The sequence below is a fragment of the Roseixanthobacter glucoisosaccharinicivorans genome (assembly GCF_043195095.2).
Classification (GTDB): domain Bacteria; phylum Pseudomonadota; class Alphaproteobacteria; order Rhizobiales; family Xanthobacteraceae; genus NCEH01.
Genome location: NZ_CM195538.1, coordinates 362,713 through 377,826, shown reverse-complemented (window position 1 = coordinate 377,826; position 15,114 = coordinate 362,713). Strand labels below are relative to the sequence as shown.

Sequence of the window (15,114 nt, the reverse complement as noted above, 5' to 3'; positions counted from 1 at the left end):
CGCGGGCCCCGCCGGCACCGGCCTTTCAAGGCCGGTGCGCTCGGCCCGGCGTGGATGGCCAGGACACGCCCGGCCATGACGACCGGTGAACGACAGTCGCCACTAAATGTCGATCGGTCCTAAGCTTCGTCCAGCCCGAGGTCCAGGATCGGCGCGCTGTGGGTCAGCCAGCCGCACGAGATGAGATCGACGCCGGACGCCGAAATGGCCGGCACGGTCTGGGCGTTCACGCGGCCCGAGGCTTCTGTGATGGCGCGGCCCGCCACCATGTCGACGGCGGTGCGCAGCGTTTCCGGGCTCATATTGTCCAGCAGCACGGCATCGACGCCCACGGAGAGCGCTTCCTCCAGCTGGGCGAGCGTATCCACCTCCACCTCGATCTTGACGAGGTGGCCCACATGGGCGCGGGCGCGGGTGATGGCGGGGATGATGCCGCCCGCCGCCACCAGATGATTGTCCTTGATCAGCACCGCATCGTCGAGGCCGAAGCGGTGGTTCGCCCCCCCGCCGGCCCGCACCGCATATTTTTCCAGCGCCCGCAGGCCGGGCGTGGTCTTGCGGGTGCAGGTGATGCGGGCATGCCCGTTGGCGCGCGCCGCCGCCACGAGAAGGGCCGTGGCGCTGGCGATGCCCGAGAGGCGGCACACAAAGTTCAGCGCCACCCGTTCGGCGCTGAGGATCGGCCGCGCCAAGCCCTCGATGCGCATCACCGCCTCGCCGGGGGACACGTGCATGCCGTCGGGCTGCAGGATCTCCACGCGGATCGCCGGATCGAGCAGGTGGAACGCCTGCACCGCAAGGCCGAGGCCCGCGACCACGCCGTCTTGCCGGCTGGTCATGGTCACGGCGAAGCGCGCATCGGCGGGCACCACGGCTTCGCTGGTGATGTCCCCGGCGCGGCCAAGATCCTCCAGCAAGGCGGCGCGCACGACGCCCTCGGTGAGCAGGGCCGGCAGGGGCACGAGTTCGGGAGCTTCGGCGGCGAAATGCACGGCGGGAGCGGCGAGCGACATCAGACGGCTTCCTTGAAGGCGGGTTCGCCCTGCCAGGGGACTTGCCACGGGGCGAGGGCGGCGGCGATCTGCGCGGGGTCGATTGGGCTATGGCGGCCGTGCGGTTCGGGCGCGGGATGATCGGCGCGGAAATGCCCGCCCCGGCTCTCCTCCCGCTTGAGGGCCGCGAGCGCGACGAGGCTCGCCACGAAGGCGGCATCGTCGTGGTCCGCAAAGGGGGCGAGCGCGTGCAGCGCCTCGCCGAGCCCGGCCGCCGAGCGCACCACGCCCACATGGCGATCCATGATGCGCCGCAGCGCCTCGATCGCGAGCGCCGGCTTCAGCGTGCGCACCGGCGCCGTGGCGCCGCCGGCATCGCGCGCGGCCTCGGCGGTGATGGCCTGCGAAATCCAGCCGGAGAAGGCGATCGCCTCCAGCAGCGAATTGCTCGCCAGCCGGTTCGCACCGTGCAGGCCGGTGGAGGCGACCTCTCCGCAGGCATAGAGGCCGGGCACGCTGGTGCGGCCGTGGGCGTCCACCATCACGCCGCCCATGTGGTAATGCGCCGCCGGCCGCACCGGGATCGCCTCGCGCGCCGGGTCGATGCCGCTTTCCAGGCACAAGGCATGCACCGAGGGAAAGCGCGCGGCGAAGCGCTCGCCGAGGCAGGCGCGCGCGTCCAGAGTCACGCGCCGGCCGGCAACGATCTGCGCATGGATGGCGCGGGCCACCACATCGCGCGGGGCGAGTTCCGCCCCCGCCACATCTGCCATGAAGCGTTCGCCCTGGTCGTTGAGCAGGATCGCCCCCTCCCCGCGCAGCGCCTCGGTGGCGAGCGGCATGGGATCGCGCGCGGCGGCGATGGCGGTGGGGTGGAACTGCACGAACTCGATATCGCGCAACACCGCTCCCGCCCGCGCGGCGAGCGCCAGCCCGCTGCCAAGCGCGGCGCGCGGATTGGTGGTGGAGGCATAGAGCCCGCCGAGCCCGCCGGTGGCGAGCACCACGGCGCGGCCGACGAGATCCGTGCTCGCGCCGTTGGTGCCCATGCAGCGCACGCCGGTGACGCGGCCCTCGGCATCGCGCAGCAGGTCGATGGCCTTGAGATCCGTGCGGCGGGAGATATGCGGGCTGATGCGGGCGCGCGCGATCAGGGCGTCGAGCACCGCCTTGCCGGTGGCATCGCCATCCGCATGGACGATGCGATTGCGGCTGTGGGCGGCTTCCAGCCCCAGCGCGATGGCGCCCGCCGCATCGGTATCGAAGGCGACGCCCCAGTCCGCGAGGCGGGCGATGACCGAGGCCGCCGCGCCGGTGACGCGCGCGGCCGCCGCGGGATCGGTGAGGCCGGCGCCAGCCTTGAGCGTATCGGCGGTGTGCAGGTCGGAATGATCGTCTGCGCCGATCGCGGCGGCGATGCCGCCCTGGGCCATGGCGGTGGCCGGCACGGCGGCGACACCTTGCGGCGCCACCACCAAAACCTTGAGCGGAGCCAGCGCGAGGGCGCAGGCGATGCCTGCCACCCCGGCGCCGACGATGATGACGCGGTCCGCGTCGCTCCCGGCGGCCTGTGCCATGGCGGTCACTTGATCGCCAGCATGCGCTCGACGCTCGCGCGGGCGCCGGGCACCAAGGCGGGGTCCACATGGACCTGGGGCGACATGGTCTCCAGCGCCCGGCGGATGTTCTTCAGCGTGATGCGCTTCATGTGCGGGCAGAGATTGCACGGCTTCACGAAGTCGATCTCGGGATAATGCACCGCCACGTTATCGCCCATCGAGCATTCGGTGACGAGCGCCACCCGCGCGGGGCGGTGGTCGGCGACATATTGCACCATCTCGGCGGTGGAGCCGGCGAAGTCGGCGGCCGCGATCACGTCCGGCGGGCATTCGGGATGGGCGATCACGGTCACGTCCGCATAAATGTCGCGGATGTCGGTGATGTCGGAGGGCGAGAACAGCTCGTGCACCTCGCAATGGCCGTTCCAGGTGATGATCTCCACATCGGTCTGGGCGGCGATGTTGCGGGCGAGATATTCGTCCGGGATCATGATGACGCGCGGCACGCCGAGCCCCTCGACGATCTTCTTGGCATTGCCGGAGGTGCAGCACACGTCGGACTCGGCCTTCACGGCGGCGGACGTGTTCACATAGGTGACGATGGGCACGCCGGGGTAGCGGGCGCGCAGGCCGCGTACATCTTCCGGCGTGATGCTGTCGGCGAGCGAGCAGCCCGCGCGCTCGTCGGGGATGAGCACCACCTTGTCGGGGTTCAGGATCTTCGCGGTCTCGGCCATGAAGTGCACGCCCGCGAGCACGATCACGTCCGCATCGGCCTTGGCCGCCTCGCGCGCCAGAGCCAGGCTGTCGCCGACGATGTCAGCCACCGTGTGGAAGATTTCCGGCGCCTGGTAATTGTGCGCCAGCAGGATAGCGTTGCGCTCCTTCTTCAGGCGCAGGATGGCCGCGACATCGTCCGCGAGCGCTGCCCATTCCATCGCCGGCACGTGGCGCGAGACCTTGGCGTACACATCGGGCAAGGGCATCGCACCCGCGGAAGCGGGGACCTCGACGGGCGCGAACTCGGTCGCCGACGAAACCGGGGTGTCCAGCATGGAAACGTCTCCCCATATGCTCGATTTGAGCATATCAACAGCCGAAAAACAGCCGGAGCAAAGCCGGCTTTCTTTCTCTTATGCTTACACGGAGCATAAGGGGCGTCAATCCAGTGATTGCGCGATTTCTCGGTAGCGCCGCACCATTAAACCGGGTGCGATGCGGGAAGTCCCTGGAATTGCGGCGCAATGAAATAGAAAAAAATATGCGCGCGGCCGCTGGGGCCTTACGGCATGGGTGCCGAGCAATCGGCCAGCGTCAGGGCCATGCAGATGGTGGCGGCGAGATAGCGGTCGTCGGGATTGTCGGGGCCAATCACCCCCGGCGGCGTGAGGCGCACCGCATAGAGCATGGCCCCGGCGCGCGGGTCGGCGGTCACGGAATCCAGCATGCGGCGGGTGTAGTCCACGGTGAAGCGCGGCCCGCCGGCCTCGCTCGGCATCACCTGCACGCCCAGCAGGAGCGGGCCCTTCCACAGCCGGCGATAGGCGCGGAACGCCTCCTGCGGGCGATAGCGTGGGCCGGCGTCGTAGGACATGATGGAGACGAGGTCGATCTGCGCCGCCACCGGCGCGGCCAGCAGCGCCAGGATCGAGCCGGTCCACGGGCTGCGCGGCGCGGAGGCGCGGAAATCGCCGGCGCCATAGGCGCCCACGCTCCAGCCCGCCACCGACACCACGAACGGACGCGGCAGCGCCGCGCGCACCTGCTCGATCACCGAGATGGAGCGCGCGTCGCCGGGGCAGGCCATGCCCTCGCCCCGCACGACGCAGGCCGGATCGGAGGTTTCATAATCCACGTCCACCCCGTCCGCGCCGAGATCGCGCACCAGCCGCGCCAGCGCCGGCGCGTCCAGCTTGTCCCAGCCGAAATAGCCCCAGCCGCCCACCGAGATCAGCACCTTGATCGCCGGATGGCGCGCCTTCAGCAGCGCCACCGCCTGTTTCAGCACGGCGCCGGAAAAGGGATAGAGCAGGCCCGTGCCCTTCAGGTCGAGATCGCCGACATAGACCAGATCCGGCTTTACGAAGGAGAGGGCCACATGGGTGATATAGCCCGGCAGGCGGGCAAGGCTGGTGTCGGCGGCAACCGAGGTCTGCACCTCGTACCAGCTGGCATGATAGGCGAGGAACGGCCGGTGCGGCTCCGCCGCGCGGGCGGGCGCGCCGCCGGTCAGCAGAAGAGCCGCGCAGGCGGCGAGCACCAGGGCAAGGCGGCTCAGAAGACGTCGCGGCCCGCCATGCCCTTGGTGATGGTCAGAAGCATGATCCTGATGTCGAACCATATGGACCAGTTTTCTATGTAGAACAGGTCGAGCTTCGCGCCGCGCTCGGCCTTTTCCACGGTGTTGATGCCGCCGCGCATGCCATTGATCTGCGCCCAGCCGGTGATGCCCGGCTTCATTCGATATCTTGCCACATATTCCCGGATCGCCTCATAGCGAACATCCTCGGCCACCTGCATGTTCGGCACATGGGGGCGCGGGCCGACCACGGACATGTCGCCCTTGAGAACGTTCAGCAATTGCGGCAGCTCGTCGATGGAGAGGCGCCGCAGCAGCCCGCCGACGCGGGTGATGCGCGGGTTGAACTTGGTGGTGCCGAGCGAGCCGTCGTCGCTCGGGTCGACGGTCATGGTGCGCAGCTTGAAGACCGTGAACACCTTGTTGTTCAAGCCGACGCGCGGCTGGCGGAAGAAGATCGGGCCGGGAGAATCCAGCTTGATGGCGAGTGCCGCCCCGAGCAGGATGGGCGAGACCAGGATCAGCCCGATCACCGCCACGGAATAATCCTCCAGCGCCTTCAACAGGCCGAGCGAACCCTTCAGCGGGCGCTGCTGCACCTGGAGCGCCGGCTGCCCGGCAATGCTGGTGACGCGGGCGAAGCGCAGGTTGAAGCCGTCCGGGTCCAGCTCCACCAGCACGTCGGCGGCGATGCGGTGCAATTGCTCCACGATGGCGCCGATCTTCAGGGGATTTTCCCAGCTCTCGACGATCGCCACCACGTCCACGCGGTGATTCTGCACGAATTTCAGGAAGTCCGGCAGGCCGCCGAGCACCGGGGGGTGGGCGAGATCGGCGGTCTGCGGGTCGTGCGCCTTGTCGTCGAAAATGCCGAGGAACACGAACAGGCTCTCGTCGTCCTCCTCCGCGCAGCGCAGCGCGAACGACCGGGCCCGGTCGACATCCCCCACCAGCACCACCTGCCGGCGCAGAACCTCGTGGCGGCGCGCCTGCGCCATGCCGAGACGCACGATCACCAGCCGGCCGAAAATCAGCGCGACGCCCGTCATTAGCCCCCAGGCCAGCAGGCCCGGCAGGTTGGTGGTATGGATCGGCACCAGGGCATAATAAAACACCGCCACCAGCAGCGCCGCGGGCACGCCGCCGACGATCAGATGGCCGATCTGCCGCAGCGAATGGCTGTAATGCTCGACGCGATAGGCGCGCCCGAGCTGAAGGATCTGCGTGAAGACCGCCGCGCCGAAGGCGCACAATATGGCCACCTGGCTCCAGGTGGCGAAATGCCAGACGGAATAGGACAATGCCGCGGCGAGCACGATCATCGTCACATCGCACAGCACGACCAGGCGATTAATCAGGCCATGGGTCCAACGCGTCATAGCCACCAACCCCGAAAAACTCAAAAAATCGCTATGCCCGCCGGGGCATCGAAGGTTCTGCGCAAGAAGCGAAAGGGGGTCAAGACGGAGTTTCGCGCCACACGATCCAACGGCATTTGATTTGCCGGCACATTGCTCCGCTGCGCCAAACCCGACCGCCCGCCCCGTACGCCTTGATCATTCCGGCCGCCTTCGATACAGCATCTACATTAAATGCGCTGGAGACCATTAACGGATGCTTGACTCGCTTCAATATTTGCGGGCGATCGCGAGCATCATGGTTGTATGCTTCCACGTTCACGTTCAACTCGAGCGGATGGACTATCACGGGTGGTGGCCCGCCTCGCTCGCCAGCGGCGTTGATCTTTTTTTCATTATCAGCGGCTTCCTGATGCTCGTCACGACGACCAACAGGACCGGATACACGCTGACGTTCTACCAGAAACGCTTGGTGCGTATTGTTCCACTTTACTGGATCATCACCAGTCTTTTCGTGTTTCTGATGCTGTTCGTGCCCAGCGCGGTGCAGAGCGGGCGGCCGGAATTGTGGCACATCATCGCCTCCTATCTGTTCCTGCCGGCGCAGCATCCGGTATTCCCGACCATCGAGCCGGTGGTTATTCCGGGCTGGACGCTGAATTACGAGATGTTCTTCTATCTGGTGTGGGGCCTCGTGCTGCTGCTGCCGGAGCGCATGCGCGTCGCCACCATCATCGCGCTGTTCGCGGCCTTGGTGCTGTTCGGCGCGGTGATGCCCTCGCCCAACGTGATGGCGACCTTCTACACCTCCACCATCATCATCGAATTCATCTTCGGCGTCATGGTGGGGATCTGGTATCTCCAGGGCCGCGCGCTTTCCCGTCCCGTGGCGTGGGCGCTGGTCGCGATCGGTTTCGCCGTGATGCTCGGCATCAATGAGGTGACGCCGCAGATGCGCTTCCTGCTCTGGGGCCTTCCGGCGGCGATGATCGTCATCGGCGCGCTGGCGCTGGAGAAGGCCGGGGCGGTGCGCAAATATCCCTTCTTCGTCCTGCTGGGGGATGCCTCCTATTCGATCTATATCGTCCACGGCATCGCGCTTTCGGCGGCCGGGCAGATTTGGCGCAAGGTCATTCCCGCCGATCTGCCGGGAGGCATCGCCGTGTTCACGATCGGCGCCATCATCGCCTCGGTGGCGGCGGGCGTGGTGGTGCATTTCACCATCGAGCGCCCGCTGCTGCGCCTGATGACGCGCCGCCCGCGGGCACGCGTCGCCGCGAGCCTGCCCTGAACAACCGGCGCTGAGCGACCGGCCCTCAAGAAAGCGCCGGCTTATTTGCGCGTGAGGATCGCCTCCACCGCATCCACGAACAGGTCCGCCTGCTCCAGGCTCAGGCACAGCGGCGGGCGCACTTTCAGCACATGGCCGAGCGGCCCGGCCGCGCCGATCAGGATATGCTTCTCGCGCAAGGCGTTGATGAGCGCCGTCGCGCCCGCCGCATCGGCGCTCTCACCGTCTTCGCCATCCACGATGTCGACGCCGAGATAGAGCCCCGCCCCACGCACCGCCCCGATCGCCGGGCAGCGCGCGCGCGCCGCGTTCAGCCGCTCGGTGATATGGCCGCCCACCTGCGCCGCATGGGCGATCAGCCCCTCCTGCTCGATCACATCCAGCACCGCGAGCCCGGCCGCCGCCGCCACGGGGTTGCCGCCGAAGGTGTTGAAATAGCCGAAGGCGTCGCAATAGCCCTTCAGCAGGTCCGGCCGGGTGACCACGCCGCCCATGGGAATGCCGTTGCCCATGGGCTTGCCCATGGTGACCACGTCCGGCACCACGCCATGGCGGGCGAAGCCCCACATGCCGGAGCCGGTACGTCCGAAGCCGGGCTGCACCTCGTCGGCGATGAACAGGCCGCCGGCCGCGTGAACCACGTCCACCGCCGCCTTCAGGAAGCCCGGCGGATCGGCGAACACGCCGTCGCTGGAAAAGATGCTGTCCACCAGCAGGCCGGCGAACTTTATGCCGTCCGCCTCCAGCGCCGCGATGGCCGCGCGCACGGCCTGGGCGAAGCCCGCGCCGAGATCGCCGGGAAACGCGCGCGGATCCGGCGCCGGCACGGTGCGCACGTGCTTGGGCGGCGCGCCCACTTTGTAGGAAGAAGGCGACACCTCGGTCACGGCGGTGGTGTTGCCGTGATAGGCGGTCTGCGTGACGATGAAGCCGGTGCCGCCGGTGGCCATGGCGACGATGCGCAGGGCGAGGTCGTTGCTCTCGCTGCCGGTGCAGGTCAGCGCGAGATTGGACAGCGATACCGGGAAAGTCGCCAGCAGCCGCTCGGCATAATCGTGCACATTGTCGAACAGATAGCGCGTGTGGCAGTTCAGCAGCGCCACCTGCGTCTGCACCGCCTCCACCACCTTGGGGTGGCAATGGCCCACCGAGGGCACATTATTGTAGAGGTCGAGATAATCAGCCCCATCAGCGGTGCGGATCAGCGCGCCGGACGCGCTGACCACATGCAGCGGCTGCTGGTAGAATAGCACGGAGGAGGCGCCGAAGCTGCGCTTGCGGCGTTCCACCAGCACCGCCACATCATCCGAAAGCCCTGCGGTTTCCCCCGGCTGGAAGGCATTGAGGGACAGGATCTGCTGGGTCTTCATGGGCTTGTTTCCGGTTCTCTTGGCTGTCCCGGCGCGCGGCCGGAACGCGTCACGCGCGGGCGGAAAGGAAGGCTTCGGCAAGCGCGACCGTGCCGTCCGTGTAGGGAATGCCCATGGCCTGCGCCGTCGGCGTCTCGGCATGGGAGGCGATCCAGGCGGTCAGCAGCATGCGGCGCAGCATGATGAACACCGGCAAGTGCGCGGCTTGCGCATCCGTCAAAGGCAAGCGGGTGCGATAGCCGGCGATCCAGGCTTCCATCAGGGCCGGGACATAAGGCTCGTGCTCGATGAACGAGATGGCGGCGGCAAAATCATAGAGAAACCAGGAGAAGCCGCAGTCGTCAAAGTCGATCAGCGCCAGCTTGTCCCCGTCCACCAGCAGGTTGGCGAGCCGCAGGTCGGCATGGACCAGGCCGAAACTGTCCCCATCGGTGCCGATGGCGGCCAGTTCGCGCTCCAGCACCAGCGCCGTCTTCTCCAGGATCGCAAGGCCATCGGGCGCGAGGCCGAGGCCGGCGCGCCAATCCCCCCACAATGGGGCATCACCCAGCATGGACTGGAAGTTCCACACCTTGCGGGTGAAGCCCTCTGGCCGGGTCCAGGCGCGGGCCTGGGCGTGCAGCCCGGCATGGATGGCGCCGAGCTTCTCGAACCACCCCACCAGATCGTCGCCCTCGTCCGGCTCCTTACCGGGCAGGAATTCGAACGCCACCACATGGCGCGTGGTGCCCGCATCGTCGATATCGGCGATCAGGGCGCCATCGCGCAGCGGGATCGGCCGCGGGGTGAGGATGCCGCCCTCGGCGCGCAAGGCCTCGATCCAGGCGAGCTCGGATTCGATCTCGCGGCGGGTGTGGTAGTCGGGCCGGTGGACGCGGAACACGAGATCGCCGCCGGTGCCGGTGTTGCTGGCGCGGAAGGTGGCGTTCTCCGAAATGGTCAGCAGCTTCAGTTCGGTGTGCGGGGCGATGTCCCAGCGCGGCAGCGCGCCGCGCACGCCGTCTTCAAGCCGGGTCAGGAATCCGCCGTCATAGAGCACTGGTGTTTCTCCCTCTGGTCCGGTGGCGTGTGACGGGACCTTCCCCCTCCCCGACCTTTCGCGCCAGCGGCCTCGCATAGGTGCCTTCCCCCTCCCCAGCCCTCCCCCGCAAGCGGGAGAGGGAGCACGCCGGCATGGATGAAGAATGATCAGCCCCACCCCGCACCGTTCGGTTTCCCTCTCCCGCTTGCGGGGGAGGGTTAGGGAGGGGAAAGGCCGAGGAGTTCAGCAGGAGGCGCGATGCGGATAGCCCCTCGCGTCCCGGCCAAGCGCAGCGCCGGTGCACCGGCGCGGAGCACGAGCCGGGACCCAGCACAAGAATCCGCCGCAGGCGCTTCGATCCCAAAAGCGCGCAGCGCATGGGGCTGCTGCGCAGACTTCTTGTGCTGGGTCCCGGCTCGGCGCTCCGGCGAGACCGTCGCTGGGCCGGGACACCGGAGCGCACATACTCGCGTCCCGGCCAAGTGCAGCGCCGGCTTGCCGGCGTGGAACGCGAGCCGGGACCCAACGCAAGAATCCGCCGCAGGCGCTGCGATCCTGAAAGCGCGTAGCGCGTTCGGCTGCTGCGCAGACTTCTTGTGCTGGGTCCCGGCTCGGCGCTCCGGCTGGGCCGTCGCTGGGCCGGGACACCGGAGCGCACACACTCGCGTCCCGGCCAAGTGCAGCGCCGGCTTGCCGGCGTGGAACGCGAGCCGGGACCCAACGCAAGAATCCGCCGCAGGCGCTGCGATCCTGAAAGCGCGTAGCGCGTTCGGCTGCTGCGCAGACTTCTTGTGCTGGGTCCCGGCTCGGCGCTCCGGCTGGGCCGTCGCTGGGCCGGGACACCGGAGCGCACATACTCGCGTCCCGGCCGAGTGCAGCGCCGGCTTGCCGGCGTGGAACGCGAGCCGGGACCCAGCGCATAGGGCCGCCGCAGGCGCTTCGATCCCAAAAGCGCGCAGCGCATGGGGCTGCTGCGCAGACTTCTTGCGCTGGGTCCCGGCTCGGCGCTCCGGCTGGGCCGTCGCTGGGCCGGGACACGAAAGCTCAACCCGCTCATCGCACCGTCTCCTGCGCCGCCAGCAGGGCCGCGAACTCGGAAAGCTCCATCACGTTGCAATAGATCATGTTGAGGATCGCCAGTTCCTGCGCGTGCAGGTCCAGGCTCGCGGCGGCGCACAGATCCTCCAGCACCACCACATCGAAGCTCTCATCGGCGAGGCTGCGCACGGTGGAGGAGACGCACTGGTCGGTGAAGATGCCGACGCAGACGACCGTGCGGATTCCGAGATTGTGCAGGACCAGCCGCAGATTGGTGCCGGTCAGCGCGCTGTCGGTGGTCTTGGTGACGACGATCTCGTCCCCCACCGGCGCAAGCTCCGGCACGATCTGGGAGGCGTGCTCATCCTTCGGCAGCAGCAGATTGTTGAAGCCGGGCTTCTTCTGGCTCAGCGAGCGCTCGCGCCCGTCCTGGGTCTGGCAGGCGATGCGCGCGAACAGCACCTCCATGCCCCTGCCACGAAACAGCTTGAGCGCCTCGGCGATGCCGGGGATCACCTGGGCGTGCATGCGATCATGGAACGGCGTCCAGGCCTCGTAATGGGCAAGCTCCGCGCCGGTGAGAGCCGCGCGCGCCGGCCGTTCCAGATAGGTGTTCTGCACGTCGATCACGAGCAGCGCCGTGGTGGCGGGATCGAGCTCCGGATCGTCCGGCGCGGGCGCATTGGCGTAATAGAGCGAGCGGTTGCGCTGCTTCCAGTGCGGCTTGCTCATGCCGACACCCCTTGCGCCACGCGCTGGAGGAAGGAGAGCAGCACGGCGCCGTGCGCCTCAGCCTCCTCATAGGCGGGCATGTGGCTGGAGTGGGCAAATTCGTGCAGCTCGGCCTGGGGCAGCTGTGCCTTCATGAGGGCGGCGCAGGCCGGGGTCTGCTCATCGTGCGCCCCCACCAGGATCAGCACCGGAACACTGATCTGCGGCAGGTCGGCGAGGCGCGACCAGTCCTTCAGATTGCCGATATAGAGGAATTCGTTCGGCCCCTGCATGGCCTCGTAGGGCGCCATGTTCCAATCGGCGAGCGAGCGCATCACCGGAGCGGGCCATTCCATCAGCCGGCACACGTGGCGATAGTTCAGCACCGTGATGGCGCCCTGATATTCGGGATGAGCGAGCGTGCCGTCCGCCTCATGCCGGGCCAGCATGGCGGAGGTCTCCGGCCCGAGCGCATCGCGCAGGCGGTGCAATTCGCTCATGAGATGCGGCAGGTCTGCGGCGGTGTTCTCCAGCAACAGGCTCTTCACCGCATCGGGATAGGTGAGCGCATATTCGATGGCGAGCCAGCCGCCCCAGGAATGGCCGGCGAGATGCACCCGCCCGAGGCCCAGCGCCTGGCGCACCGCCTCCACCTCTTCCACATAGCGAGTGATGGACCAGAGCGCGGGATCGGTTGGCCGGTCGGAGGCGCCGCAGCCCAATTGATCGAACGCCACCACGCGGAAACCGTGGGTCGCGAGAAAGGAATGCGCCTCGCGCATGTAGTCGCACGGCAGGCCCGGGCCGCCGTTCAGCAGCAGCACCACCTCATCGCCGGTGCCGAATTCATAGGCGACGATGCGATGGCCCTGGATCTCGAGGTCGATCCGCCGATCGGGGGCTTTTTCCTGCCACATGGGATGTTCCTCAGGCGCCGCGCTTGCGGGCGACGGTGACTTCGACACGGGCCCGCTGGAGGGCGCGGGCGATGGCGCCGCTCGGGGCGACGTCGGTGATCAGCCGGCCCACATCCGCCCAGCGTCCCCAGATGGCGAGCGCCTGCTGGTCGAATTTGGAATGGTCGGCGACAGCGATGGTCTGCACCGCCCGGTGCATCATCGCCTTGTAGACGGAGGCGGCCGCCGCCTCGGCGTCCGAGAAACCCTCGGCGGTGATGCCGGTGGCGCCGAGGATCGCCCAATTGGCGTTGTAGGATTGCAGGAACTCGATGGTCTCCGCCCCCACGATCATGCCCTCGCGCCCGTCATAGCGGCCGGGGCACATGAGCACGGCGATGGTGGGGTTCGGCGCCAGCACCGTCGCCACCGAAAAGGAATGGGTGATGACGGTGATGTCCCGGCACTCCGCCGCCATGCGGCGCGCGACGTGCGTGGTGGTCGCCCCGGCGCCGATGGCCACCACCTCGTTCGGGCGCAGGAATTTCACGGTCGCGGCGGCGATCGCCTCGCGCTCCTCCACCAGCATGCGGTGGCGCTCGGCCACCGACGGCTCGGTGCCGAGCGGGCGCACCGCCCCGCCATAGGTGCGGTTGATGAGCCCGCGCTCGCCGAGTTCGTACAGGTCGCGCCGGATGGTCTCGGTGGAGACGTCCAGCTCCGCCGCCAGTTCCGACACCCGCAGGGTGGAGCTGGTGCGCATTTCGGCGAGGATGCGCGCATGGCGATCCTTCTTGGAGAGTTTGGCCTTGTCCGCCACGGGCGGCGCGCCATCGCCGGCGGTGCTCATGCCACAGCCCGCCGCCGCAGCAGCCACAGCACCAGCCCGCCCAGCAGCAGCGCGCTGGCGGCGCCGAGCGTGCTCATGGTTCCAAGCGCCGGCACCATGGGCGTATAGCCCGCCACCATCTTGGAATAGAGCCATTTCGGCACCGTGGAATCCGCCCCGGCGGTATAGAGCGAGAGCGGGAAATTGCCCCAGGAGAGCAGGAAGGCGAACAGCGCGCCGGACCAGATGCCGGGCCACAGGATCGGAAGGGTAACTTCGCGCATCACCTGCCAGCGGGTGGCGCCGAGATCGAAGGCCGCTTCCTCCAGCGAGGGATCGAAGCTGTAGACCTGGATCGCGATCACCAAGGTGACCACCGGCACGATCCACACCAGATGGGCGAACACGGCGGTAAGCCACGAGGTCTGGATGCCCGCCGCGCTGAACCACAGCAGCAGCGCCAGGCCGAGCACCGGCTGGGGAAAGAAGATCGGCAAAATGACGATCTTCTGGAACAGCCGCCGGCCCTTCCAATCATAGCGCGCGAAGGCGAGCGCGCCGAAGAAGGCAACCACCACCGAGAGCAATGTCACCAGCGCCGCCACCAGCAGCGAGGTGTGCACGATCATGCCGATCTCGATGGAATCCACCGTCTTCTCCCACCATTCGGAGGTGAAGGCGCGGATCGGGAAGGCGAAATAGCGCCCCTTGGAGACGCTCGCCAGCGCCCCACAGAAGATCGGCAGATACAGCAGGACCACGACGAAGGCGGTCCAGAGCCAGATGAAGAGGCGCGTGCGGGCCTTTTCCTGTTCCATGGTTCAGCGCCTCCCCAGCAGGCGGTCGAGATCGAGGCGCGAGAACACCGCGAGCGTGAGCGCGCCGATGAACACCGTCACCACCACCGCCAGCGCCGAGCCGAGCGGCCAGTTCTGCGAATAGGTGAAGGCGATCTCGATGTCGTGGGAAATCACGATCACCGACTGCCCGCCGAGAATCTTCGCCTCCGCCACCGCGCCGATGCCGAGCACGAAGGTCAGCAGCATGCCGATGAGAATGCCCGGCATGGCCAGCGGCACTTCCACCTCGCGCCAGATCTGCCAGCGGTTGGCGCCGAGATCGCGCGCCGCGTCGATCAGGTCGCGCGGCACCATGGCAAGGCCCAGTGTCATGGGAAACAGCATGAAGGGCAGATACACATAGAGCATGCCGGCGAGGATCATGGGCGGCTGATACAGGATCTGCGGCCCGCCCTCGAAACCCAGCATTTTCAGCGTGCCGTCGAGCACGCCGTTCTTGATGAAGAACAGCACCCAGCCATAGAGCCGCACATTCTCCGACACGAACAGCGGGAACACGAACAGGATCGACACCAGCGACGACCACTTCCCGAACACGCGGTTGAGGCCATAGGCGATGGGATAGGCGATCACCGCCAGCAGCGCGCAAGTGGCGAAGGCAAAGCCCAAAGACCACAAGAAGGACAGCCACACCGTGTTGTCGATATTGAAGATCTCCGCGTAATTCACGAGCGTGAAGGAGCGGAACACTTCGAACGTGCGGGGCTTGGCGAAGGAATAGGCGAAGATGGCGATCAGCGGCGCCACGAAGCCCACGGCCAGCAGCACGATCACCGGCAGCGCGCACCGCGCGCCGAGCGAGAGCAGCGCGTCGCGCCGGGTGGGCGCTGCGGGCGCCGCCTCAAGCGCGACCGGGGCCGCGGGATGGGAAAGGGTGGTGTGCGCCATGG

General features: G+C 67.7%; 13 protein-coding genes. 1 reads left to right on the top strand and 12 read right to left on the bottom strand.

Features of this window, described 5'->3' with window-relative positions:
* Nucleotides 1-119: 119 nt before the first annotated feature.
* From nadC to V5F78_RS01600, 5 genes are all read right to left on the bottom strand, one after another.
* Entirely contained in the window at nt 120-1,013 is an 894-nt protein-coding gene (gene nadC / locus V5F78_RS01620) for a carboxylating nicotinate-nucleotide diphosphorylase (RefSeq protein ID WP_394068843.1), read from the bottom strand.
* Entirely contained in the window at nt 1,013-2,569 is a 1,557-nt protein-coding gene (locus V5F78_RS01615; protein WP_394068841.1) for an L-aspartate oxidase, read from the bottom strand. The genes nadC and V5F78_RS01615 overlap by 1 nt, the downstream gene beginning before the upstream one ends.
* A gap of 5 nt (nt 2,570-2,574) precedes the next feature.
* Entirely contained in the window at nt 2,575-3,606 is a 1,032-nt protein-coding gene (gene nadA / locus V5F78_RS01610) for a quinolinate synthase NadA (protein WP_394068839.1), read from the bottom strand.
* A gap of 227 nt (nt 3,607-3,833) precedes the next feature.
* Nucleotides 3,834-4,892 carry a glycosyl hydrolase family 18 protein gene (locus tag V5F78_RS01605; protein ID WP_394068837.1) on the bottom strand — a complete coding sequence of 353 codons (1,059 nt, stop codon included), beginning with the start codon at nt 4,890-4,892 and terminating at the stop codon, nt 3,834-3,836.
* The gene (locus V5F78_RS01600; RefSeq protein ID WP_394068835.1) at nt 4,826-6,229 is read right to left on the bottom strand and encodes an exopolysaccharide biosynthesis polyprenyl glycosylphosphotransferase; all 1,404 of its coding nucleotides are present in this window, start codon (nt 6,227-6,229) and stop codon (nt 4,826-4,828) included. Before V5F78_RS01600 ends, V5F78_RS01605 begins: the two co-directional genes overlap by 67 nt.
* Before the next feature lie 235 nt (nt 6,230-6,464).
* Here V5F78_RS01600 and V5F78_RS01595 point away from each other — a divergent pair, with 235 nt between their 5' ends.
* A complete protein-coding gene (locus V5F78_RS01595; protein WP_394068833.1) occupies nt 6,465-7,499 on the top strand; it encodes an acyltransferase family protein in 1,035 nt (344 codons plus the stop codon).
* A gap of 41 nt (nt 7,500-7,540) precedes the next feature.
* Here the strand turns inward: V5F78_RS01595 and V5F78_RS01590 are convergent, their stop codons facing one another.
* The 7 genes from V5F78_RS01590 to V5F78_RS01560 all read right to left on the bottom strand — a co-directional run bounded on the left by V5F78_RS01590 (nt 7,541) and on the right by V5F78_RS01560 (nt 15,112).
* Complete coding sequence (locus V5F78_RS01590; RefSeq protein ID WP_394068831.1) at nt 7,541-8,869, bottom strand: aspartate aminotransferase family protein; 1,329 nt, start codon at nt 8,867-8,869, stop codon at nt 7,541-7,543.
* Between the two features lie 49 nt (nt 8,870-8,918).
* Nucleotides 8,919-9,908, bottom strand: a complete 990-nt coding sequence (locus V5F78_RS01585; RefSeq protein ID WP_394068830.1) for a phosphotransferase enzyme family protein — start codon at nt 9,906-9,908, stop codon at nt 8,919-8,921.
* Between the two features lie 1,035 nt (nt 9,909-10,943).
* Nucleotides 10,944-11,660 carry a cysteine hydrolase family protein gene (locus V5F78_RS01580; RefSeq protein ID WP_394068828.1) on the bottom strand — a complete coding sequence of 239 codons (717 nt, stop codon included), beginning with the start codon at nt 11,658-11,660 and terminating at the stop codon, nt 10,944-10,946.
* On the bottom strand, nt 11,657-12,556 hold the full coding sequence (locus tag V5F78_RS01575) for a proline iminopeptidase-family hydrolase (RefSeq protein WP_394068826.1): 900 nt from the start codon (nt 12,554-12,556) through the stop codon (nt 11,657-11,659). The genes V5F78_RS01580 and V5F78_RS01575 overlap by 4 nt, the downstream gene beginning before the upstream one ends.
* Nucleotides 12,557-12,566: 10 nt before the next feature.
* Nucleotides 12,567-13,385 (bottom strand): DeoR/GlpR family DNA-binding transcription regulator, encoded by an 819-nt coding sequence (locus V5F78_RS01570; RefSeq protein WP_394068824.1) that lies wholly within the window; start codon nt 13,383-13,385, stop codon nt 12,567-12,569.
* Complete coding sequence (locus V5F78_RS01565) at nt 13,382-14,182, bottom strand: ABC transporter permease (RefSeq protein WP_394068822.1); 801 nt, start codon at nt 14,180-14,182, stop codon at nt 13,382-13,384. Before V5F78_RS01565 ends, V5F78_RS01570 begins: the two co-directional genes overlap by 4 nt.
* Nucleotides 14,183-14,185: 3 nt before the next feature.
* Nucleotides 14,186-15,112, bottom strand: a complete 927-nt coding sequence (locus V5F78_RS01560) for an ABC transporter permease (protein ID WP_394068820.1) — start codon at nt 15,110-15,112, stop codon at nt 14,186-14,188.
* Nucleotides 15,113-15,114: the final 2 nt, after the last annotated feature.